Origin of the sequence: Virgibacillus litoralis, assembly GCF_017873675.1 — a bacterium.
GTDB lineage: Bacteria > Bacillota > Bacilli > Bacillales > Amphibacillaceae > Lentibacillus > Lentibacillus litoralis.
In genome coordinates, this window is sequence record NZ_JAGGKK010000003.1 from 81,116 (window position 1) to 102,521 (window position 21,406).

Below are 21,406 nucleotides of genomic sequence, written 5' to 3' on the forward strand. Positions count from 1 at the left end.
CAATCGTATAAAAAGTTAGCGAATTAGTCTATTTTTCTGCTCAGATCAAACATTCCACGGACCTTCCTCTTGTGACAAGTTAGGATGCTTTTTACAGCCTTCTTCCCATAATGATAGTGACTTGGAAGGTTCACCGAGCTTGTAAGCTGTTACGCTATACCATTTATAATAGGATAAGTGATTTTTAACAATACTTTTTGAAAGTTTACAGAAACGTGCATATGCTTCATGATATACACCTGTTCTTGCAAGTGTAACCGCTATTCGCAATTTTTGTTGTTCATGCATTGGGTATACGTTTAGTAATCCCTTAATATGGCGTTCATATTCCTGTATTCGACCCAATTCATAGTAAAAAACTGCTAAATTCACATGACTGTGCAACGAATCTGGCTGATCATTTAATATGTCCAATTCCATTTCTACCGCATCATCTTTATATCCAGAAAAGAATAAGGCGTGTGTGTAGTCATGTTTTGTTAATTTATGTTCTGGAAATAGTGTCATCATTTCTTCAAGTAATGGAATTGCTTTGTCCCATTCCATGTTGTCCATATGGTAAAATATTGTTTCCTGATATATAAGCAGCTCATCTTCTTCCTCGAGCTCCCAATCGTTATTTTCATCTTCATCGAAATCGATTAATTCCAGTAATTGTTCTGCTTCATCAGAAAAGTCACCATCGGGCTCTTTATCAAGATATGATTTCGCATATTTTTTTGCATCATTTAATAATCCTAAATGTGCGTAATTGTTTGCCAATAAATAATAGCAATCCGTATATTGACCATCTGATGATTGCAATACCTTAGTTAAGAGCTGATTTGCTTCATGATAAGAACCAACTTCAGTATATATTATTGATAATTGACATTTATACAAATTATCTTTAGGTGTCATTTCAACCGCTTTAACAAGCCATTTTATAGAAGAATTGAACTTCCGTTTCTGAAATGCTTCTACACCTTTTGTGAAATAAAATTCGCCATCTGGTATAAAAGGGATAACATTATGTTGTCTTCTATCTGATTTATTCTCAATATGATGCATGTGTACCCCCCTTATTTGTCGAAACTTACCGAACAAAGTATATCACAGTTTTTAGGAGATTTATATATGTAAAAATAAAGGTTGTTTTCTGAAAAGTTTGTTGGTCTTAGATATAACTTCGGCTTAATGTGGGAAAAGGTTTAAAATCTATAATTACTTTCTTACTGCAAATAAAAAAGATGCCATTTTATTGTTTATCATGGCATCTACAACAATTATTATTAAACTGACATTCATTTTATGATTCTTCAGCCGATTAGCTGTTTGATACAGACTTTTCTATTACATCTTCTCCTACAATCAAATCAAAATAATCAAGTGGCAGTGTGTCCTCCCTGGTTTCAAACGTCATATTTAAGAATACTTTTGCAATTGCCATGTCACGTGCCTGACTCTCTCCTGAACCATAGGCGTCTGCCACCGCACTAATTCCTTCAAATATAGCTGTCATTTTCTTAGCAATTTTTTTAGGGTACATAAGACGGGTTCGTTCATCCATCTGTTGAATTTTTTCAATAAAGTTTTCCAAATCGTAAATTGCAGCAATTAATGGCTCTGTGAGTTCACCACTAGGAAGTGTTTCCAGCTGCTCCTTCATTTCCTGTATGAATACATCGTGAATACGGAATTTCTCCATAAGTCGCATGACTTCTAATCCAAGTATGTTAGCAGTTCCTTCCCAAACTGTCAGCACTTGAGCATCACGCAACAGCCTTGGTGTTACAAAGTCTTCAATATATCCATTACCACCATGCATTTCGATCGCTTCATGGCAAAAAGCAATCGATTGTTCTGCTGTTTCTTTTTTCAAAATAGCAATATACAAACGTAAGAGCGCTTGTTCATTTGTTGTCGCACTTGAATTTTTTTGCATAACTTTATCAAACAAATTAATTAACTTAAATGTAGAACTAGTCTCCACTTCCAATTTCGCTGCCAGTTGAACTAATGTTTCCTGAACCATCGGATATGCAGTCAGCTTATTTCCAAAAGCCTCCCGGTCCATTGCATAATCTTTTGCCTCTGTATATGCTCTGCGCATAATTCCTAGTGATGCTACAGCATTACAGACACGTGAGAGGTTCAATGCTTCCATCATATACTTGAATCCCTTTTTGGCATCACCTACTAGATATCCTTTTGCACCATCAAGTTCAACTTCAGCTGACGGTACTGCTCTTACACCAAGTTTATCTTTCAACCGGCGAATTGTTATATTGTTATCCTTCCATGGTACAAGGAATAAACTTAAACCTTTTGTTCCAGGCTCTGCTCCTTTCACTCTTGCAAGCACCATTGCTACGCCACACATGCCGGCATTACTTGCAAAATATTTCTCTCCTTGAAGTGTGTAATAACCATCGTGTTCAATCGCTTCAACTTCATTTGTACCTACGTCAGATCCACCCTGCCGTTCTGTCAGAAAAGTGGCCCCTTCAAATAATTCCACGTCACCCGTTGCAAGGACATGTGGAAGGAATTTATCCTTTAATACCTGATCAGCATAATGATCAATCAAATAAGCAGTTGCCATTGTTAGTGTGACAGGACAATAAAAGCCTGGTTCTGCCTGGGATAATAAATATCCTTGAGCAAATGAAAATAGATAATTACCCTGACGACCCAGTTGTGGAATCTCCTTATGAACATAACCGACAATACCAGTATAATAGGTTTCTTTCACAGTCTGCTTATAGCCTTCATTTACCCAAACGTGCGAAATATCATTGCCCATTTTGTCGTATTTGATTAATTTTGGCTGACCCTCACGATCCGTGTGAGCAGCACGTTCATCAATGTCTGTAGAGACTCTTTCTCCAAATTCGGTCAGCGATTCATCAGCATACCGAAAAAAATCCACAGGCAAATTATTCTTTAGAATGGCCTGAATTTTTTTATCTGCCGTGTAAAAATTTCTCACTTAACTTACCTCCCCGCTATTGTGTTCACGTAGCTTATTCTTTAATAATTTACCGGTCATATTTCGTGGCAGCGCTTCCAAAATTTATTTGACAGGAAAATATGCATCCTGATATGCCTTTTCCATTCACTCCCTTCTCATGTAATCGCAATATTCTTTAAATATAGTTTACCATTAACATTAACTTAAAGTGCAACAAAATTTTTTCGAAGGTTTCTATTAGCTAGTGCGGTGAAGTATTGATTCATGGCTTCCTTTTGTTGATTGACCTCTTCCTTCTGTTGATTCGCATCTTCCTTCTGTTGATTCACGCCCTTCTTCTGGCGATTCACGCTCTCCTTCTGGCGATTCACGCTCTTCTTCTGTTGATTCACGCCTTTCTTCTGTTGATTCACGCCCTCCTTCTGTTGATTCATGCCTTCCTTCTGGCGATTCACGCCCTCCTTCTGGCGATTCACACCCTCCTTCTGGCGATTCACACCCTCCTTCTGGCGATTCACGCCTTCCTTCTGGCGATTCGCGCTCTCCTTCTGTTGATTCACCCCCTTCTTCTGGCGATTCACACTCTCCTTCTGGCGATTCACGCTCTCCTTCTGGCGATTCGCGCCCCCCCTTCTGTTGATTCACACCGTTCAGCCAGCACTTATACTTCTCAAATGTTTTGTTCATATTTTAGACACACATTGCAGAAGGATTCAGCAAATTGTTGGAGAAATTCTATTATTAGATATATAAGGAGGTGAAATTTTGTTCGAAAATTATAGAAAGAAATCATATGATCTGTTAATCTACGAGGCATTGCTGAGGCAGCTTAAAGGAGATCTCTGGTTTAATGAAAAAATTATTGCTGGGTATAAAAAGGAAAAGGCAGGATATGACGGTGAAAGCGCTGTTGACTATACAATTTCCACATTTCGGAGTAATGACTTTGTTATCCTTAGAGGGTTACGTTTGAAAAATCCTCCATTTTATTTTCAAATTGACACGCTTATCCTCACAAAAAAGTTCATTTGTATCCTGGAGATAAAAAACTATAAAGGCATATTTAGCTATGATTCCAAACAACATCAGCTAACTCAAAAAGTAAATGGTCGGATAAATTCTTATAAAGATCCTATTTTGCAGGCGGAAGCTCAAAAGAACCATTTAAAGACATGGCTTGTACATCGCGGATTTTTTAACATACCAATTGAAACGCTTGTCGTAGTTGCGTATCCTTCCACTATCGTTGAGAATATTCATCAGGATGCATCGGTATATAATAAAATCATTCATACAGCAAGTCTGCAGCTCCAAATAGAGAGACTAAATAACCTTTATTCAAAAGATTCACTGACTATGCCAGCAGTACAGGAAATTGGCAGACAACTTCAACAGGCAGATGAGCCGCTTCGAACAAATATCCTGCAACAGCTCGGTTTAGCTGAGCATCATTTTATAGATGGGGTTCTATGCACAAAATGCAACAAGTTTCCTATGAAAAGGCTGTATAAAAAATGGCTTTGCTCAGAATGTAAAAACACAGATACAAAAGCCCATGAACAAGTCATATATGATTATTTCCTAATTCATGGAGACACAATTACTAACAGACAATGCCAGCATATTCTTAAGATTAAATCGCCGCGGACGCCTCATACATTACTAACAGGTATGGAACTTAGACAGTCTGGTAATAACAGGACAAGAAAGTATCATGCCCCGCCCTCACAAGGTTACCCACAGAAATCTTATATACCAGCAAACAGACTCATGAGAATACAACAGGAAAATCCCAATTGAAGAAACTGTTAAGCTTTTTGGTAGCCCCATCCGCCCTCCCAGCCCAATTTAAAAATCCGGCTGAGATAAATTTACTCAACCGGATTTACTGCTTCATATAATAACTGTTCCAGTTCGGCCGTATAGCTCTCTTCCTGGGCCGCACCCCAGTGCAATGCTTTTGCCATATAATTAATAACCTTATCCTTATGTGTTCGTACGAAGTCAATATCGAAAAATAATGCTCCGGTTCGCCGCACGAAAAAGTCAACTGGTTTAAAAATCATTTCATGCTCAAGCGCATATGTTAGTTCGGCAAAAACAACGTGATCAATCCCAGCTTCATCAGCAGTTGGCTTTTCTCCTTGATAAAGTTCAAAGACTTTATCAATATTTGCTCCATATTTTTGAATTAAAAATAGTGCTGTTTCTTCTCCAATTCCCAATGCTATTGCTTCGGCAACTTTACGATCTTTGAAGCGCTGGAACCCTCTTGAGCCGCCAACTTCACCACCAGAAATCGGTAATTCTTCTGTATCGGACTCAGAATATAAAATCCCATTCTCCTCTTTCAGCTGTTCAACAATGGTGTTAACGGCCTCTTCGGCCATTTTTCGATATCCGGTTAATTTTCCACCTGCCATTGAAATAAGACCTGTTTCAGAAATGAAAATTTCATCCTTACGAGAAATTTCACTTGGATCCTTACCGTCTTCAGCAATTAATGGCCGTAATCCAGCATAACTTGATTCAACGTCCTCTTTCGTCATATCCAACGAAGGAAACATAAAATTAATGGTATCAAGTAAGTAATCGCGGTCATCGACGGTCATAGTTGGATGTGATACTTCCCCTTCATAGCTTGTGTCGGTGGTTCCTACGTAAGTAACTTTATTTCGAGGTATGGCAAAAATCATTCGTCCATCTGGTGCATCAAAATATATAGCTTGCTGTAAAGGGAACCTCTCTTTTGAAAACACTAAGTGTACTCCTTTTGTTAGCTGCAGTGATTTCCCCTGTCTGGATCCATCAATTTCTCGCAGGTCATCCACCCACGGTCCGCCAGCATTAATTATTTTTTTAGCATATACATTATGTGTTTCGCCACTGATCTGATCTTCGACTACTGCACCTTCAATATTTCCGGACTTATAAATAAAATCTACAACCTTCGCATAATTAATCGCATGTGCACCTTTTTCAACTGCTTTTTTCATAACTTCAATCGTGAGCCTTGCATCATCCGTTTTATATTCAACGTAGTACCCTGCACCTTTAAGATTTTTTTCCTTAACAAGTGGTTCTTTTTCCAGTGCTTCACCAGGCTTTAACATTTTCCTGCGCTCGTCTTTCTTTACTCCTGCTAAAAAATCATAAACACGTAACCCAATACTTGTTGTAAACGGTCCGAAGTTACCACCTTGATAGAACGGAAGCATCATCCACTCAGGTGTTGTAACGTGTGGACCGTTTTCATAGACAATCTCCCGTTCTTTTCCAACTTCAGCAACCATCTTAACTTCATACTGTTTTAAATATCGAAGGCCACCATGAACAAGCTTGGTCGAGCGGCTTGAGGTGCCAGCAGCAAAATCCTGCATTTCGACAACTGCAGTCTTTAACCCGCGTGTAACTGCATCCAATGCAATTCCCGCTCCAGTAATGCCACCACCAATTACTAGTATATCAAGTTCTTTTCGTTCAATCTGTTGAAAGACTTCTCCTCTTTGATAACTTGAAAAAGTTGTCATAACACTTCACTCTCCTCATTACTATCATTATAAAGGCTTTTTACATATATATTAGAAAAAAAAGAAACCACAAAAATAAACTAATGAACTATACTAATCATCAGCAATTTGTGGTTTCTCCATTTCTCCGACACATCTATTAACTTATTTATATTGTAGCACAATTCTTCAAAATAGGTAAAGCAAACTTCTCCAGTATTATGTTATCCAAACTCCTTCATTATAGCGGAATACACATTTTCAATATCCTTACCCATGCCGGATTCCACAGCTGCCACATATGCTCCTTCAAGTAATGGGGCTTCTATTATTTTGATATTATCTATTCCCGTCATTTCAAGAGCTAATTCAGCATTCATCTTTGCACTTCCAATATCATAAAACAGCAATACTCCATTCCCGTCATTTGCACGATCTATAGCCAGCTGTATCTTATCAATGCTTGTTCCAATATCATTTTCGTCCGTACCACCAGCAATTTCAATAGGTACTTCCTTAATGACCTGGCGGATAATATCTTTTATTCCCTCAGCCACTTTATTACTATGCGAAATCAGTACGATACCAACGTAAGACATTACTTTTCACCTTCTTTAATCACTTCAGATAATGCCTCAAATATATAAAAGGATGTAGCAGCTCCTGGATCGATGTGTCCAATTGATTTTTCTTTGAAATAAGCTGCTCTTCCCTTAGTTGCCATAATATCCTTTGTGTTTTCCATGGCTTTCTTTGCTTCACCTGCTATTTCACCTGATTTAAAACGATCTACTCTTTTAAAGTACTCAACCATTGGTGACCAAACATCAATAAGTGTCTTCTCACCTTCCACAGCTTTTCCTCGCTGTTTGACACCATTAACCGCTTCTTCTAACATCCTTGTAATGTTATCATGATCAATCGTATCACTCCTTTTTGCTGCCAAGGACATTTTTAGAAATGCCGTCCCAAATAATGGCCCAGATGCACCACCGACTTTAGACATTAATGTCATAGCTACATCCTTTAATAAATTAGCGACATTATCATAATCCTTCATCGTAATTTTATTGCTTACTTCCTGGAATCCGCGTGCCATATTTATCCCATGATCACCGTCACCAATTGGTTGATCAAGTGATGTTAGATATTCCTTATTGGTATGGATTTTCTCATTAATTCTTTTCATCCATTCAACTGCTTCGGTTACTTGTAACCCCATGTCATACACTCCTTTAGATACGAAAAGCAGGTGCTGACGACTCTGCATTAAGTAATGACTTTATTTCGTCATCTAGCTTTAATAATGATATTGAACAGCCTGCCATTTCTAATGATGTCATATATTCACCTATAAATGTTTTGTAAACCTTGATCCCTTTTTCTTTCAAGATCTCTTGCACGCTTTTATTCACAATAAAAAGTTCCATCTCAGGTGTCGCACCTAACCCATTTACCAGGACTGCCACATCACTCCCTGAGAAATCTCTATCATTTAAAACTTTCTCGGTAAGTTCTTTCGCAATTGCATGTGCAGTAGCCATTTCCTTTCGCTCAATACCTGGCTCTCCATGGATACCAATTCCTATTTCCATTTCATTATCATCCAGTTGAAAACTGGGTTTCCCTGCAGCGGGGACAATACAAGATGTAAGAGCCATACCCATGGAACGAACATTTTCAACCACTTTTTCGGCAACAGCTTTTACTTCTTGTAGAGATCCTCCTTGTTCAGCTATCGCGCCTGCAATTTTATGAACAAATACAGTTCCCGCAATCCCTCTTCTTCCAGTAGTAAATGAACTATCTTCAACTGCAACATCATCATTGACAACTACTTTTTCAATTTCAATTCCCTCTGCCTCTGCCAGTTCTGCAGCCATATCAAAATTTATCACATCACCGGTGTAGTTTTTAATCACTAAAAACACACCCTTTCCACTATCAACTGCTTTAATTGCTTCAAGCACTTGATCAGGGGTTGGAGATGTAAAAACTTCTCCAGATACTGCAGCATCAAGCATTCCCTTTCCAATATAGCCAGCATGCGCGGGCTCATGCCCACTTCCTCCACCACTCACTATCCCAACTTTATTAGATACAGGTGCGTCTTTCCTGACGATTACAGTTGTTTCAGGTAGCTGTTTAACATCGTTTGGATATGCTGCTGCAATTCCTTCAACCATCTCTTTCAAAGCCCAATCTGGGTTATTAATAATTTTTTTCATAATTTACACCCTCCACTATTTTGATAAAAAAAGAGAGGAATTCACATAGCCCCATTTGGATATTATGACCTCTCTCTTTTTACAAATTACTTAAATTTTCTTGTTGCTTCTACAGCTTTTTGCCAACCACCATATAACTTGTCGCGTTCTTCTTTTTCCATATCATGATTGAAAATTTGATCAGTCTTCCATTGTGACGCAATTTCCTCTTTGTCTTTCCAGTATCCCACTGCCAAGCCAGCGAGATATGCTGCTCCTAGAGCAGTAGTTTCCTGAACTACAGGACGTTCAACTGGTACACCTAAAACATCACTTTGAAACTGCATTAGGAAATTATTCTTCACTGCTCCGCCGTCTACTCGAAGTGTTTTTAAATTGATCCCAGAATCTGCAATCATCGCATCCAATACATCTTTTGTTTGATATGCAAGTGATTCAAGTGTTGCACGAACAAAATGTTCCTTTGTAGTACCACGTGTTAGACCAAAAACAGCACCTCTTGCATCACTGTCCCAATATGGAGTACCTAATCCAACAAAAGCTGGCACCATATAGACCCCATCTGTTGAATCTACTTTTTTTGCTAACTCTTCTGTCTGGGGTGCACTTTCAATAACTTTAAGTCCATCGCGCAGCCACTGTACTGCTGAACCCGCTACAAAAATACTACCTTCTAACGCATATTCCACTTTACCGTCAACGCCCCAGGCTAATGTTGTTAGCAAACCATTGTCAGATTTCACACCTTCTTCGCCAGTGTTCATTAACATGAAACAGCCTGTACCATATGTGTTTTTCGCCATCCCTTTATCAAAACAGGCCTGCCCAAATAATGCTGCTTGCTGATCACCTGCAATCCCGGCAATCGGAACTTCATGTCCAAAGAAATGATAGTCAACTGTGTTGGCATAGACTTCAGAAGATTGTTTAACTTCCGGCAGCATACTTTTAGGTACATTTAGAATCTCGAGTAATTCATCATCCCATTTAAGATCATATATGTTGAACATTAAAGTTCTGGATGCATTCGAGTAATCGGTAATATGTGTTTTTCCACCAGAAAGTTTATGAACAATCCATGTATCCATTGTACCGAACAACAGATCACCATTTTCCGCCTTCTCCCTTGCACCTTCCACATTATCCAAAATCCATTTCACTTTTGTACCAGAGAAATAAGGGTCTAACAACAAACCTGTTTTTTCTCTGAACAATTCATTGTAATCCTTCGCACGTAATTCTTTACATATATCCTCTGTCTGTCGAGACTGCCAAACAATAGCTTTATAGATTGGCTTTCCAGTATTTTTGTCCCAAACAACCGTTGTTTCTCGTTGGTTTGTTATACCTATACCAGCAATTTGGCTAGGATCAACATCCGATTTTCGTAGTACTTCTGCAATACAAGCAAGAACGGAGGTCCATATTTCATTTGCATCATGCTCTACCCATCCTGGTTTTGGAAAGAACTGTTCAAACTCTTTTTGAGCTGTTTCCACAATTGCACCATCATGATCAAATAGAATTGCTCTTGAACTTGTCGTACCTTGATCTAACGATAAAATATACTCTTTTTTCATTTTAAATTCCTCCTTAGCTAATTTTCTTCTCTACATTGTCTGCAATTGTATTCCCTTTTTTCAGTTCTGCGCTAGTAGCTCCGAATAAAATCACAGCAATAACTGTACTTAAAATCCAAAATAATACTGAGTATTCGCCTAAAAATATTGCTCTATAGAATACTGCACCATAAACACCGCCAAGAATCGGTCCTACTATTGGAACCCAGCTATATTTCCAATCAGATCCGCCTTTTCCTGGTATAGGAAGTAGTGCATGGGCAATTCTTGGACCCAGGTCACGTGCTGGATTAATAGCATACCCAGTAGCTCCACCTAGTGACATACCAATCGCGACAATCAGTAAACCAACAATTAATGGGTTCAAACCTTCCGTAAATTCGTTGGCACCAATAAACATTAGTCCCATTAGTAGAATAAAAGTTCCAATTATCTCACTAACTAAATTGGAAAAGGGACTTCGTACAGCAGGGTCAGTTGAGAATACTGCTAATTTTGCGCCTTGATCCTTTGTTTCTTTCCAATGTGGTAAATAATTTAAAAAGACAACAACTGCTCCAATGAACGCTCCAACCATTTGAGCTGATATATACATTGGAACCTTAGACCAAGGAAACTCTCCTACAGCCGCAAATCCAAGTGTAACTGCAGGGTTTATGTGTGCTCCAGTAAAACTACCAACAGCATATACCCCCATTGTTACACCAAGACCCCAGCCAATAGTAATAACTACCCAACCTGCGTCTTCTGCTTTCGATTTCTTTAATACAACTCCACCAACTACTCCTCCCCCCAAGATTATAAGAATCATAGTACCAATTACTTCAGCTAAAAATTCCGGCAATTTAAACAACTCCCTTTTACTAAATTATTAAGCTAGAAAACGAGAAGTGGAATTCAGTAGATTAATAGATAGCACGAAAAAGACCCACACCGCAATTGCGTACTTTTTTCAAAGTACTGTTGCAGCGTGGGTCTCCATGTCTCCACCACGTTCTTAACTTGTTACATGTAATCTTACCTCAACATGTAACCGCTGTCAATAGTTTTTTTACATTAAAATTTAGAGTAATTTTGGTTATAGCCAAACCATCATATGCGGATCATTAACAAACTTTTTGACGTCTCGCTATCAAACTGTTTGTAACCTTTCGAAGCTTGATCAAGTGAAATTAATGTAGCGTTTACAGCCTTCGCAATTTGCGCGTTACCACTTAAAATTGCCTTCATTATACCCTATGGTAAAGCGTATGTGCTTTTGCAGAAACTAAACCAAGGTAAATTTTTAATGTTCCCTCTTTGGCATCCGAATCCTCGGAACCAGGATCACCTGTTACATATAGTCCTGGAATCCCTAGACGTCCTCCTGCCCTTGTTGCTTCCATAAAAGAGTTCAACACTATTACTCTGTCATTCGCTATAAGTGCCTCCTTATGTTTATATAATGACGTCCTTTTTGTTTGCCTTATCAATTTCCGTAAATTTAAGCACTTATAACATAATATTTTGATAATTTAACAAATAAATTTAAAAAGTCCATAGTTTAGTATTCGAAGTGGATACCGCAATTGCTCCTGCATCCAATGCTGCAGATACTTCTTCCTCTTTTTCCACAAGGCCACCTGCTATGACAGGGATATCGCTTTTTTGGCTAATGCTTGTAATAACACTTGTCATAAGTCCCGGCAGTACCTCAATGCAATCAGGCCTGAAACGATCAACTAACTTAAGATTATGATCTAGTGCCATACTATCTAGTAAAAACATACGCTGAATGGCTAGTAGCTTATGTTTTTTTGCAAGTTTAATAATGTTTCCCCTGGTTGATAATACTCCGTCTGGCTTTATATCACGTAACAAATACTCCATTCCATATTCATCTGCTTTTAAGCCTTGAATTAAATCAAAGTGTATGAGCACTTTTTTATTTGAGCGCTTCGAATAATCCACTAAGCTTTTTAATTGGGATAGTCGAGTTTCCAATAATACAATAAAATTATGGTTTGATTCCAACGCCTTATCAAAATCCTTCATATTTCGAATCGCTGGTAAGACACCTGTAGGAATTTCCATTTTATACACCACCATCGGCATTATTCTTTTTCCAACTGCTTACCCATCTCTTCTTTCGTATAAATAAGCTGCATCGGATTGCCACCGACAAATACGCCCGGTGGAACATCCTTATTCACGAGTGTTCCTGCTGATACCACTGCTCCGTCACCAATTGTTGTGCCCGGAAGAATAGTAGCGTTCGCGCCTATTAACACTTCATCACCAATGATAACTTCACCAATTCGGTACTCTTTTATCAAATACTCATGCGCTAAAATAGTCGTATTGTATCCGATTATACTATTTGCTCCGACGGTTATTTTTTCCGGAAACATAACGTCAGGCATTACCATTAATGCAAATGCTGTTTTTTTTCCTACCTTCATTCGTAAAAACGTGCGATATAGCCAATTTTTCATACCTAAAAACGGGGTATACCGACCAAGCTGAATGACAATAAAATTTTTTGCCACCTTCCAGAATGACACTGTTTTATATATTTGCCATAGCGAGTTGGCATGGGTAACTGGGTATCGATTGGTTTTACGCATAACTTACACTCCCAAAATTTTAAGAAGATCCTGCATATCATCTAGCATATATGTTGGCTTATACTCGGATAACTTCTCCTTACCCTTCAATGACCAGGCAACGCCAGCCGTTTGCACACCAGCATTTTTGCCTGCATCAATGTCATGATGATTATCCCCGACCATAAGTGTTGAATCGGCCGATGCTCCTAATTCCTGCATTGCTTTCAGGACCGGCTCTGGATGAGGTTTTGCATGGACAACATCATCTAAAGTAATAATAGTTTCAAAGTAATTAGACAAACCTGTAACTTTTAATCCCATTTCTACTGTTCGATTCATTTTCGTTGTAACGATTCCAAGCTTAAAATTTTTCTTTTGTAATTGGTCAATCGTTTTGATGACATTTGGAAAAGCTGTTACATAGTTATTATGGTGGTACAAATTATGCTCCCGGTATGTTTCAACCATTTTCTCAACCTGATCAGGATCAACCTGATGGAATGTATCCCTTAATGGTGGTCCGATAAATTCGATTGCTTCTCTACGGGAAAGCTCTCTTCCATATTGTTCAAATGTATGCATGAACGATGCAATAATTAATTCATTCGTGTCTATTAAGGTGCCATCAAGATCAAAGAGTATTGTATGAATGTTCATGAGATGTGTCCTTTCTTTTCTGGTTATCAATGCGCCGCCAAAAAAATGCTACCGTCATTGTTAATAGTATTGCCGTTACCAAGCGAATTAAAAGTAACGGCAAGACAGGAATACCAAGCGGAATAAATATTAACGTATCCTCCACTACCGCGTGACAGGAAACAAGAAAGATTAACGCCAAATACATATCACGCCTCGATACGCCATCTTCTTCCACTGCCTGAATCATCAGCCCGGCACCATAGGCAAGGCCGATTGTCAGTCCAGCAACAAGCGTCATGGATGTATTCTTTTCCATACCAAGCATCCTGGTGAATGGAGCAAATTTATCTGAAAAAATAGTTAGCCAGCCTTTTTCACGCAAATACTGCATAACTACCATGAGCGGAATAACGATTAGTGCCAGCTGTACGACTGCTACAACAGCGGTTTGAAATCCCTGCAGCAAAATTTCATTCCAGCCATTAAGTTCGACACCTGATGCAGAAATAAGACCATATTGCGCTTGTTCAGCCCCACCATTCCAAAGTAGATTAATCGTAACTGCCGAAATAAGCGCTAATGACACCCGAATTCCTGAAATAAACCACCAGCTAACGCCTACCCTGGCAGCCACAGTCGATTCGATAAATAAGTTATGGGAAAAAGACAGCATTACAGCTAATATAAAGACTTCTTTTACTGTAAAATCAAACGATACAATGGCAGCAATTCCAGCGTATAAATTCAGTGAATTCCCTAATACCAATGGCACTGCTGCCTCTCCACTTAATCCAAGTAAACCCATAATAGGGCTAATCTGGTCAATAATCCATGGCAGTACCGGTGTATGTTGTAATATGGTCACAATCAAAGTAATTGGAAAAATGACTTTTCCTAATGTCCATGTGACTTGAAGTCCTTGTTGTAAACCACGCTTAAAAATCCCTGCCAATCGTTCATCCCTCTTTTCAGTTACTTCTTCTTATTGGTTACTTTTTTGCCATCATAATGCTTATTAGCAAGCCCTGTTCTACGGCGATAAACAATTACCGCTAATCCGATCAGAATAATTGCAATCGAGATAAGCTGTGCCACACGGAAAGGACCGAAATATAGACTGTCAGTACGCATACCTTCAATGAAGAAACGGCCAACAGAATATGCCATTAGATAGCTTATAAATACTTCTCCACGTAATGGGTTTTTACGACGTAGTATAAGTAGGAAAATGAGTACAACTATATTCCAAAATGACTCATATAAAAATGTTGGATGGTACATTACGCCATCAATACACATTTGATTCATAATAAAATCAGGTAAATATTGATGAAAACTATTATATGTAGCTTCTGAGATTGCACCTCCATGTGCCTCCTGATTCATAAAGTTTCCCCAACGGCCTATAGCCTGTCCAAGTATTAAACTTGGTGCAGCAATATCAGTCAACTGCCAGAATGAAACTTTTTTAACACGAGCGTAAACAATTGTCGTTAGCACAGCGCCGATTAAAGCACCGTGAATTGCTATTCCGCCCTCCCAGATTGCAAAAATGTCCCACCAAGGTCCACCTGTATAACGTTCCCATTCAAAAATTACATAGTAAATACGAGCAAATATAATCGAAATAGGGATAGCAAACACAATTAAATCGACCATTAAATCTTTCTGTAAACCTAGTCGATCTGATTCCTTAGTGGCCAGGTACAACCCTATAAATGCTCCCGCTGCAATAATTAACCCATACCAATAAATCGTTAATGGACCAATATCCAGAAAAACACGGTCCAATGCTGGTGCACTACAACTCAATCCAATCACTCCTATTCATCTGTTTCATCTTTATCCTGATCAATCATCGTTGTAAGACGATCAGAGAATTCCTCGGCTGCATTAACACCCATTCGCTTTAGCCGGAAGTTCATCGCTGCAACTTCAATAATTACAGCTAGATTTCGCCCTGGACGAACAGGAATTGTTGCTTTTGGAAGATGAACATCCATTATTTTCATCGTTTCTTCATCTAAACCTAAACGATCATACTGTTTCTGCTGATCCCATAATTCCAAATTAATAATCAGTGATATTTTTTTAAAACTTCGTACGGAACCTGCACCAAATAGAGTCATGACATTGATAATACCAAGTCCACGAATTTCTAATAAATGCTCAATTAATGGTGGTGGATTACCAATTAGACTATCATAGTCCTCTTGACGAATTTCCACACTGTCATCAGCAACAAGACGATGCCCGCGTTTAACTAACTCAAGCGCTGTCTCACTTTTACCAACACCACTTTGGCCCGTTATCAACACACCCACACCATAAATATCGACTAATACGCCGTGAATTGCAGTGAATGGGGCAAACTTTGCTTCCAAATAGTTGGTAAGTCTGCTTATGACTCGTGTTGTTTTGCGCGGGGAGTGTAAAATTGGTACTCCGGATTCGTTCGCAGCTTCAAGTAAGACCTCTGGAATATCCATTCCACGAGATACGACAATACCCGGTGTTATATCCGTGCATAATTGTTCCGCACGACTCCTTTTGTTTTCATCAGTTAAATCAAGAAAGTATGCCATTTCCGTTTTACCTACTAGCTGCAACCGTTCCTTAGGATAATACTTAAAATAACCTGTCATCTCAATTCCTGGACGGGAAATATCGCTCGTAGTAATTTCTCTATGTATGCCATCCTCCCCAGCAACCAAGGTCAGATTAAAATTTTCCAGCAAATCTTTCGTACGGACTTTTACCATCTATATAAACCTCCAATAATATGCACAATTACTGATTTTCATTGTAGCATATTTTTGCTTGTTGAAGTATCTGGGAAGTTTGATAAACGCAGTTTTCTTAGAAAAATTGGCATTCGCCAAGCCTAATGGTGAGTGCCTTAGTTGTACTTATGCAGTTAGAAAGGATTTATACTTTCTTATCTGCTAACATAAAAAATCGCAGGATAACACCTGCGATTTCAAGGTTTATTTCATTGTATCCTTCACTAACCTGTTTAATAGTAAATTCAATATCGAAATAATTACAGCAGCAATAATTGCTGTTCCAAAGCCTGTGATAACAAATGAAGCATCCATTATGGCTTGGGTAATCATTAACGTTATAGCGTTTATCACGAACAGAAATAAACCAAGTGTTAGGAAAGTAATCGGTAGAGTCAATACTACTAAAATTGGTTTGACGATCATATTTAAAATTGCCAAAATAACACTTGCCAAAACAGCTGTGCCGAAGCCTTCCAGCTGAAATCCTTCAAATAGCTGTGCTACTGCAATTAACGCAACTGCATTTAATAATATGGATAAAAACCAGCGAAGCAGCATTAACGCACCTCCCCTTCTTTCGGAATAACAATCATTCCTATTAAGTAAATGAATATTGCCGCCGCACCTACAAATACACCTGCAACGAATAATAGGCGGACAATTGTTGAGTCAATATTAAAGTATTCGGCAAGTCCACCACAAATTCCTCCAATCATAACATCAGATTCTGAACGATATAACTTCTTACTCATTATGGATCCTCCTTTATTAGTGGTTATTCATATTTCCAAATATAAAAATGTTCTTTCCCTAAACGCTTTTTCGCTTCCTCTTTAAGGTCATCATCCAATTCTGGATTTTCCTTGAATTTGCTTAAAATCCCACTTGCCTGAGACTCATGAGCTAAAATCGCATCCATCTTCTGGTCAAAAAATGGGGTAACATCATTCTTGATATCTGGCTCTCCCAGCTCCTCAACATAATTATTTGTGATAGGCTGCACCCACACTGTTGGTCGATTCTCAGGCGCCATCAACTTAACAGCTTCAACAGCTGCAGCCCCAAGTGCATCATGGTCAGGATGTACTGCACGTTCTGGATAGTGCGTGATCACTAAGCTCGGATTAATCTCTTCTAAAATACCCTTTAAATGATCTGCAACCTCGTGTCTATCTTCAAACTCAAGTGTTTTATCACGATAACCTAACATTTGTAAGTCAATATCAAGCCTCTCACAAGCATTATTTAACTCTTCTTTTCGAATTTCCGGTAATGTTTCCCGATTTGCAAAAGTTGGTGAACCCATGTTTCTTCCCATTTCACCAAGAGTTCCACATAAATATGTTACTGGAACACCTTGCTCACGATATTTCGTGATCGTCCCAGCCGCACCAAATGACTCATCATCAGGATGCGGATAAATTACAACAACATGTTTTTCCATATTAAAATCACCTAGCCCTTAAATTAATAGCGAAATGGAGTTTCACTGATTTGTAGTGATACCATTAACCGACCTTCACGATCATGTCCTGCAAGTAAAAGCTGATTATCACCATGAATTGTCCAATCTGTTAAACCTTCCGCATAAATCCAGCCTATCTCCATTTTTAATCCCACACGGTATGTCTTTCCATTTCCAACGATTTTCGCTTGAGAAAACTTAACTTTCGCATTACGTATATACGCACCGACATTATAAGCCTTATCATCAAAATGGCTGGCATAAGCGCCATTAGTTGTTTCTAAATGAACATATACATCTTTATTCGAATAATTTTCTAATAAATCTTGCATTTTTTGAATCTGAATTGGTTTCATCAAAATGTTTCCTCCCTAGCACCTTCTCATTTAACCTTACCTAAACGACAGGAATGCGTCAAAAATTTTGACCATAAACTTGTCTTATTATAGGAAGGGAGGCATTTTTACTTACGTGTAAATTGTTGTCCTTGTTCTGTTTATATTTCGTCTCTTTTGATGTTATTCTCAACTCTCTACTTGTATTCATACTCGCTCCTACATTTAGAAAACTGGTTTATCGCCAGACTAGTGATGAAACCTCTTAGTTGCATTATACGGTTAGAATATATATATGCTGTCTGGTTAGAATACTTGGCATATCGTCAAGCCCTAATATAGATAAGCCTTAGTTGCACTTATGCAGTAAGAAAGGATTTATGCTTTCTTACTGCCAAAAAAAGATAGCCAGCCTGTTTTCAGTCTAGCTATCCTCCAGTTTTTAATTCGACCCAACTTTTTCAAGCTTCTCGACATCTGCTTCCATGCGTTTTCGATCGCGTTCTAACACTGGCTTCAAATATCGTCCAGTATATGATTGCTCGGTATCGGCAATTTCTTCAGGTGTTCCGGTTGCAATAATCTCTCCGCCACGATCGCCACCTTCTGGTCCGAGGTCGATTATGTGATCAGCCGTCTTCACCACATCCATATTATGTTCGATAATCAAGACAGAGTCACCATTATCGACTATTCGTTGCAGTACACTTAACAATCGTTTGATATCATCAACATGCAAACCAGTCGTCGGTTCATCCAGAATGTAAAATGACTTGCCATCTGAACGTTTGTGGAGTTCACTCGCCAATTTAACCCGTTGTGCTTCACCACCGGATAACGTTGTTGCAGGCTGCCCCAGCTTAATATATCCAAGTCCTACATCATAAATTGTTTGGAGTTTCCTTTTTATTTTCGGGATATTTGCGAAAAAGTCCAATGCTTCTTCAATAGTCATCTCAAGCACTTCTGAAATGTTTTTTCCCTTATATTTCACTTCCAATGTCTCCCGATTATACCGCTTCCCATGACATACTTCACAAGGTACATATACGTCCGGCAGAAAATGCATTTCAATTTTTATAATGCCATCACCACGGCATGCCTCACAGCGACCACCTTTCACATTAAAACTGAAGCGCCCTTTTTTATAGCCACGAACCTTAGCCTCATTTGTTTGAGCAAAGACATCACGGACATTATCAAATACACCTGTATATGTTGCCGGATTCGAACGTGGCGTCCGTCCAATCGGTGCTTGATTAATGTCGATAATCTTTTCAACATGTTTAATGCCGTTGATTTTCTTATGGTTTCCAGGTTTAAGTTTCGCACGGTTAAGCTGTTTTGCTAACGATTTGTATAAAATATCATTTACCAGCGTACTTTTACCAGACCCAGAAACCCCTGTCACAACAGTCAATAGTCCGATTGGGATTTTAGCAGTAACATTTTTCAAGTTATTCTCTTCCGCACCTACTATTTCGATATTGCGTTTTGAACGCTTGCGTCGCTTTGATGGCAATGGAACATACTTATCACCTGCCAAATACTTTCCAGTCAATGATTTTTTATTTTTCATTACCTTGTCAGGTGTACCGCTCGCAACTATCTCACCACCATGTTCTCCAGCGCCAGGACCAATATCAATCAGATAATCGGCAGCAAGCATCGTATCCTCATCATGTTCCACCACAATCAGCGTATTATCTAAATCACGCATTTGCTTTAATGTGTTAATTAACCGATCATTATCACGCTGATGAAGCCCAATTGATGGTTCATCCAACACATATAGGACCCCTGTAAGTGCAGAACCGATTTGAGTAGCTAATCGAATTCGCTGCGCCTCGCCTCCAGACAATGATCCGGCTGAACGAGACATCGTTAAATAATCCAGACCAACATTATTTAAAAAGTCCAATCGATCACTTATTTCCTTCAATATCATACGAGCAATTTTTTCTTCCTTTTCAGTTAGGTCAAGATTCTGGAAAAAGTCCTTAGCTTCCATGATAGAGTAGTCGGTCACTTGGCTGATATGCCTGTTATTAACCATTACGGCAAGAGCACCCTCTTTTAGTCGATATCCATCACAAGTTGGGCAGTTCGTCTGAGCCATATATTTTTCCAATGTTTCACGGATAAAATCAGACGATGTTTCCCGGTATCGGCGTGCTATATTTTTCAAGACGCCTTCAAACAGGATATTATTATCACGTATGTTTCCAAAGTCATTTTCATAATAAAAATGGATTTTCTCTTTGCCGCTTCCGTGAAGTATTTTATCCATTTGACTAGATGGAATTTTTTTAACCGGTGTATCCATATCGATACCATAATGATTGCAAACACTCTTTAGTAATTGCGGATAGTATCGGGAACTAATAGGTTCCCATGCTGCAATCGCATGTTGGTTTAATGTCTTATCCCAGTCCGGAATAACTAGTTCCAGATCAACCTCCAAATTGGTCCCTAATCCATCACATGTCGGGCAGGCTCCAAATGGGCTATTAAATGAAAATAGTCGAGGTTCCAATTCACCAATGGAAAAGCCACAAATTGGACATGCATGATTTTCATTGAACAACAATTCTTCTTCACCAATGACATCGACAATAATTTTCCCTTCACCTAACCCAAGAGCTGTTTCGATGGAATCACTCAGTCTTCCGGCAACACCATCCTTTACAACGATTCGGTCAATTACCACTTCAATTGAATGCTTTTTATTTTTTTCCAGTTGAATATCATCGGTAACTTCACGCATTTCATTGTCAACGCGAATCCGAACATAGCCTTCTTGCTTCAGCTTTTCAATTACCTTGACATGCTCACCCTTGCGTCCAGAAACAACAGGGGCCAATATTTGCATTTTTGTACGTTCAGGGTATTCTAAAAGTCGGTCAACCATTTGCTGAACGGTTTGTGAGCTGATTTCAATACCATGTTTTGGACATATTGGCCGTCCTACACGGGCATAAAGTAATCGTAAATAATCGTATATTTCTGTAACGGTACCAACTGTTGAACGGGGATTCTTGCTGGTAGTTTTCTGATCAATTGATATCGCTGGTGATAACCCCTCAATTGAATCCACATCCGGTTTATCCATCTGACCTAAAAATTGGCGTGCATATGCAGAGAGTGATTCTACATAACGTCGTTGTCCCTCTGCGTAGATCGTATCAAAGGCAAGCGATGACTTACCTGAACCAGATAAACCTGTTAGGACCACAAGTTTATTTTTAGGGATGGTTATATCTACATTTTTTAAATTATGTGCACGCGCACCTTGTACTTTTATCGATTTACTTGGCATGAAC

The 21,406-nt window shown here is 38.8% G+C and carries 21 protein-coding genes and 1 pseudogene; 1 reads left to right on the forward strand and 21 read right to left on the reverse strand.

Translation table 11 applies throughout. The annotated features are described in order from the left end of the window. Positions 1–45 precede the first annotated feature (45 nt). From J2Z82_RS04165 to J2Z82_RS04175, 3 genes are all read right to left on the reverse strand, one after another. Entirely contained in the window at positions 46–1,050 is a 1,005-nt protein-coding gene (locus tag J2Z82_RS04165) for a tetratricopeptide repeat protein (RefSeq protein WP_209479530.1), read from the reverse strand. Positions 1,051–1,306: 256 nt separating this feature from the next. Then, a complete protein-coding gene (locus J2Z82_RS04170; protein WP_209479531.1) occupies positions 1,307–2,971 on the reverse strand; it encodes an acyl-CoA dehydrogenase family protein in 1,665 nt (554 codons plus the stop codon). Between the two features lie 219 nt (positions 2,972–3,190). Next, the gene (locus tag J2Z82_RS04175; protein WP_209479532.1) at positions 3,191–3,640 is read right to left on the reverse strand and encodes a hypothetical protein; all 450 of its coding nucleotides are present in this window, start codon (positions 3,638–3,640) and stop codon (positions 3,191–3,193) included. 78 nt (positions 3,641–3,718) lie between these two features. Between J2Z82_RS04175 and J2Z82_RS04180 the strand changes: the two genes are divergently transcribed. Beyond that, complete coding sequence (locus tag J2Z82_RS04180; protein ID WP_245251095.1) at positions 3,719–4,753, forward strand: nuclease-related domain-containing protein; 1,035 nt, start codon at positions 3,719–3,721, stop codon at positions 4,751–4,753. A gap of 71 nt (positions 4,754–4,824) precedes the next feature. On the opposite strand, the gene J2Z82_RS04185 is transcribed toward J2Z82_RS04180, so the two are convergent. The 18 genes and pseudogenes from J2Z82_RS04185 to uvrA all read right to left on the reverse strand — a co-directional run bounded on the left by J2Z82_RS04185 (position 4,825) and on the right by uvrA (position 21,402). Continuing rightward, positions 4,825–6,483: a glycerol-3-phosphate dehydrogenase/oxidase gene (locus J2Z82_RS04185; RefSeq protein WP_209479533.1), complete on the reverse strand. Its 1,659-nt coding sequence runs from the start codon at positions 6,481–6,483 to the stop codon at positions 4,825–4,827. A 203-nt stretch (positions 6,484–6,686) separates the two neighbouring features. After that, positions 6,687–7,061, reverse strand: a complete 375-nt coding sequence (gene dhaM / locus J2Z82_RS04190; RefSeq protein WP_209479534.1) for a dihydroxyacetone kinase phosphoryl donor subunit DhaM — start codon at positions 7,059–7,061, stop codon at positions 6,687–6,689. Further along, entirely contained in the window at positions 7,061–7,684 is a 624-nt protein-coding gene (gene dhaL, locus J2Z82_RS04195; RefSeq protein ID WP_209479535.1) for a dihydroxyacetone kinase subunit DhaL, read from the reverse strand. Before dhaL ends, dhaM begins: the two co-directional genes overlap by 1 nt. 13 nt (positions 7,685–7,697) lie before the next feature. Beyond that, positions 7,698–8,690 carry a dihydroxyacetone kinase subunit DhaK gene (dhaK, locus tag J2Z82_RS04200; protein WP_209479536.1) on the reverse strand — a complete coding sequence of 331 codons (993 nt, stop codon included), beginning with the start codon at positions 8,688–8,690 and terminating at the stop codon, positions 7,698–7,700. Between the two features lie 86 nt (positions 8,691–8,776). Then, positions 8,777–10,270: a glycerol kinase GlpK gene (glpK, locus tag J2Z82_RS04205; protein WP_209479537.1), complete on the reverse strand. Its 1,494-nt coding sequence runs from the start codon at positions 10,268–10,270 to the stop codon at positions 8,777–8,779. A 13-nt stretch (positions 10,271–10,283) separates the two neighbouring features. Then, a complete protein-coding gene (locus J2Z82_RS04210) occupies positions 10,284–11,114 on the reverse strand; it encodes an MIP/aquaporin family protein (protein ID WP_209479538.1) in 831 nt (276 codons plus the stop codon). Between the two features lie 234 nt (positions 11,115–11,348). Continuing rightward, a pseudogene (locus J2Z82_RS04215) lies at positions 11,349–11,670 on the reverse strand (formaldehyde dehydrogenase, glutathione-independent); the annotation flags it as partial. 127 nt (positions 11,671–11,797) lie between these two features. Then, the gene (locus tag J2Z82_RS04220) at positions 11,798–12,343 is read right to left on the reverse strand and encodes a glycerol-3-phosphate responsive antiterminator (protein ID WP_209479539.1); all 546 of its coding nucleotides are present in this window, start codon (positions 12,341–12,343) and stop codon (positions 11,798–11,800) included. A gap of 20 nt (positions 12,344–12,363) precedes the next feature. Next, positions 12,364–12,876, reverse strand: a complete 513-nt coding sequence (locus tag J2Z82_RS04225; protein WP_209479540.1) for an acyltransferase — start codon at positions 12,874–12,876, stop codon at positions 12,364–12,366. 3 nt (positions 12,877–12,879) lie between these two features. Continuing rightward, a complete protein-coding gene (gene ppaX / locus J2Z82_RS04230; RefSeq protein WP_209479541.1) occupies positions 12,880–13,515 on the reverse strand; it encodes a pyrophosphatase PpaX in 636 nt (211 codons plus the stop codon). Next, positions 13,490–14,449, reverse strand: a complete 960-nt coding sequence (locus tag J2Z82_RS04235; RefSeq protein WP_209479542.1) for a nucleoside recognition domain-containing protein — start codon at positions 14,447–14,449, stop codon at positions 13,490–13,492. Before J2Z82_RS04235 ends, ppaX begins: the two co-directional genes overlap by 26 nt. A 20-nt stretch (positions 14,450–14,469) precedes the next feature. Continuing rightward, positions 14,470–15,309 (reverse strand): prolipoprotein diacylglyceryl transferase, encoded by an 840-nt coding sequence (lgt, locus tag J2Z82_RS04240; protein WP_209479543.1) that lies wholly within the window; start codon positions 15,307–15,309, stop codon positions 14,470–14,472. An 11-nt stretch (positions 15,310–15,320) separates the two neighbouring features. Then, positions 15,321–16,259 (reverse strand): HPr(Ser) kinase/phosphatase, encoded by a 939-nt coding sequence (gene hprK, locus J2Z82_RS04245; protein WP_209479544.1) that lies wholly within the window; start codon positions 16,257–16,259, stop codon positions 15,321–15,323. Positions 16,260–16,484: 225 nt separating this feature from the next. Continuing rightward, complete coding sequence (locus J2Z82_RS04250) at positions 16,485–16,841, reverse strand: phage holin family protein (protein ID WP_209479545.1); 357 nt, start codon at positions 16,839–16,841, stop codon at positions 16,485–16,487. Continuing rightward, positions 16,841–17,035 carry a PspC domain-containing protein gene (locus tag J2Z82_RS04255; RefSeq protein WP_092491995.1) on the reverse strand — a complete coding sequence of 65 codons (195 nt, stop codon included), beginning with the start codon at positions 17,033–17,035 and terminating at the stop codon, positions 16,841–16,843. Before J2Z82_RS04255 ends, J2Z82_RS04250 begins: the two co-directional genes overlap by 1 nt. A 23-nt stretch (positions 17,036–17,058) precedes the next feature. Continuing rightward, positions 17,059–17,727 carry a bacillithiol biosynthesis deacetylase BshB2 gene (bshB2, locus tag J2Z82_RS04260; RefSeq protein WP_209479546.1) on the reverse strand — a complete coding sequence of 223 codons (669 nt, stop codon included), beginning with the start codon at positions 17,725–17,727 and terminating at the stop codon, positions 17,059–17,061. 23 nt (positions 17,728–17,750) lie between these two features. Beyond that, complete coding sequence (locus J2Z82_RS04265; protein WP_209479674.1) at positions 17,751–18,104, reverse strand: YojF family protein; 354 nt, start codon at positions 18,102–18,104, stop codon at positions 17,751–17,753. Between the two features lie 421 nt (positions 18,105–18,525). Beyond that, on the reverse strand, positions 18,526–21,402 hold the full coding sequence (gene uvrA, locus J2Z82_RS04270; protein WP_209479547.1) for an excinuclease ABC subunit UvrA: 2,877 nt from the start codon (positions 21,400–21,402) through the stop codon (positions 18,526–18,528). Positions 21,403–21,406 lie beyond the last annotated feature (4 nt).

Bases quoted from the DNA above. Each gene is read 5' to 3' on its own strand.
- J2Z82_RS04165 (WP_209479530.1), bottom strand. From the start codon at position 1,050: ATGCATCATATTGAGAATAAATCAGATAGAAGACAACATAATGTTATC.
- J2Z82_RS04175 (WP_209479532.1), bottom strand. From the start codon at position 3,640: ATGAACAAAACATTTGAGAAGTATAAGTGCTGGCTGAACGGTGTGAAT.
- J2Z82_RS04185 (WP_209479533.1), bottom strand. From the start codon at position 6,483: ATGACAACTTTTTCAAGTTATCAAAGAGGAGAAGTCTTTCAACAGATT.
- dhaM (WP_209479534.1), bottom strand. From the start codon at position 7,061: ATGTCTTACGTTGGTATCGTACTGATTTCGCATAGTAATAAAGTGGCT.
- dhaL (WP_209479535.1), bottom strand. From the start codon at position 7,684: ATGGGGTTACAAGTAACCGAAGCAGTTGAATGGATGAAAAGAATTAAT.
- dhaK (WP_209479536.1), bottom strand. From the start codon at position 8,690: ATGAAAAAAATTATTAATAACCCAGATTGGGCTTTGAAAGAGATGGTT.
- glpK (WP_209479537.1), bottom strand. From the start codon at position 10,270: ATGAAAAAAGAGTATATTTTATCGTTAGATCAAGGTACGACAAGTTCA.
- J2Z82_RS04220 (WP_209479539.1), bottom strand. From the start codon at position 12,343: ATGGAAATTCCTACAGGTGTCTTACCAGCGATTCGAAATATGAAGGAT.
- J2Z82_RS04225 (WP_209479540.1), bottom strand. From the start codon at position 12,876: ATGCGTAAAACCAATCGATACCCAGTTACCCATGCCAACTCGCTATGG.
- ppaX (WP_209479541.1), bottom strand. From the start codon at position 13,515: ATGAACATTCATACAATACTCTTTGATCTTGATGGCACCTTAATAGAC.
- hprK (WP_209479544.1), bottom strand. From the start codon at position 16,259: ATGGTAAAAGTCCGTACGAAAGATTTGCTGGAAAATTTTAATCTGACC.
- J2Z82_RS04250 (WP_209479545.1), bottom strand. From the start codon at position 16,841: ATGCTGCTTCGCTGGTTTTTATCCATATTATTAAATGCAGTTGCGTTA.
- J2Z82_RS04255 (WP_092491995.1), bottom strand. From the start codon at position 17,035: ATGAGTAAGAAGTTATATCGTTCAGAATCTGATGTTATGATTGGAGGA.
- bshB2 (WP_209479546.1), bottom strand. From the start codon at position 17,727: ATGGAAAAACATGTTGTTGTAATTTATCCGCATCCTGATGATGAGTCA.
- J2Z82_RS04265 (WP_209479674.1), bottom strand. From the start codon at position 18,104: ATGAAACCAATTCAGATTCAAAAAATGCAAGATTTATTAGAAAATTAT.
- uvrA (WP_209479547.1), bottom strand. From the start codon at position 21,402: ATGCCAAGTAAATCGATAAAAGTACAAGGTGCGCGTGCACATAATTTA.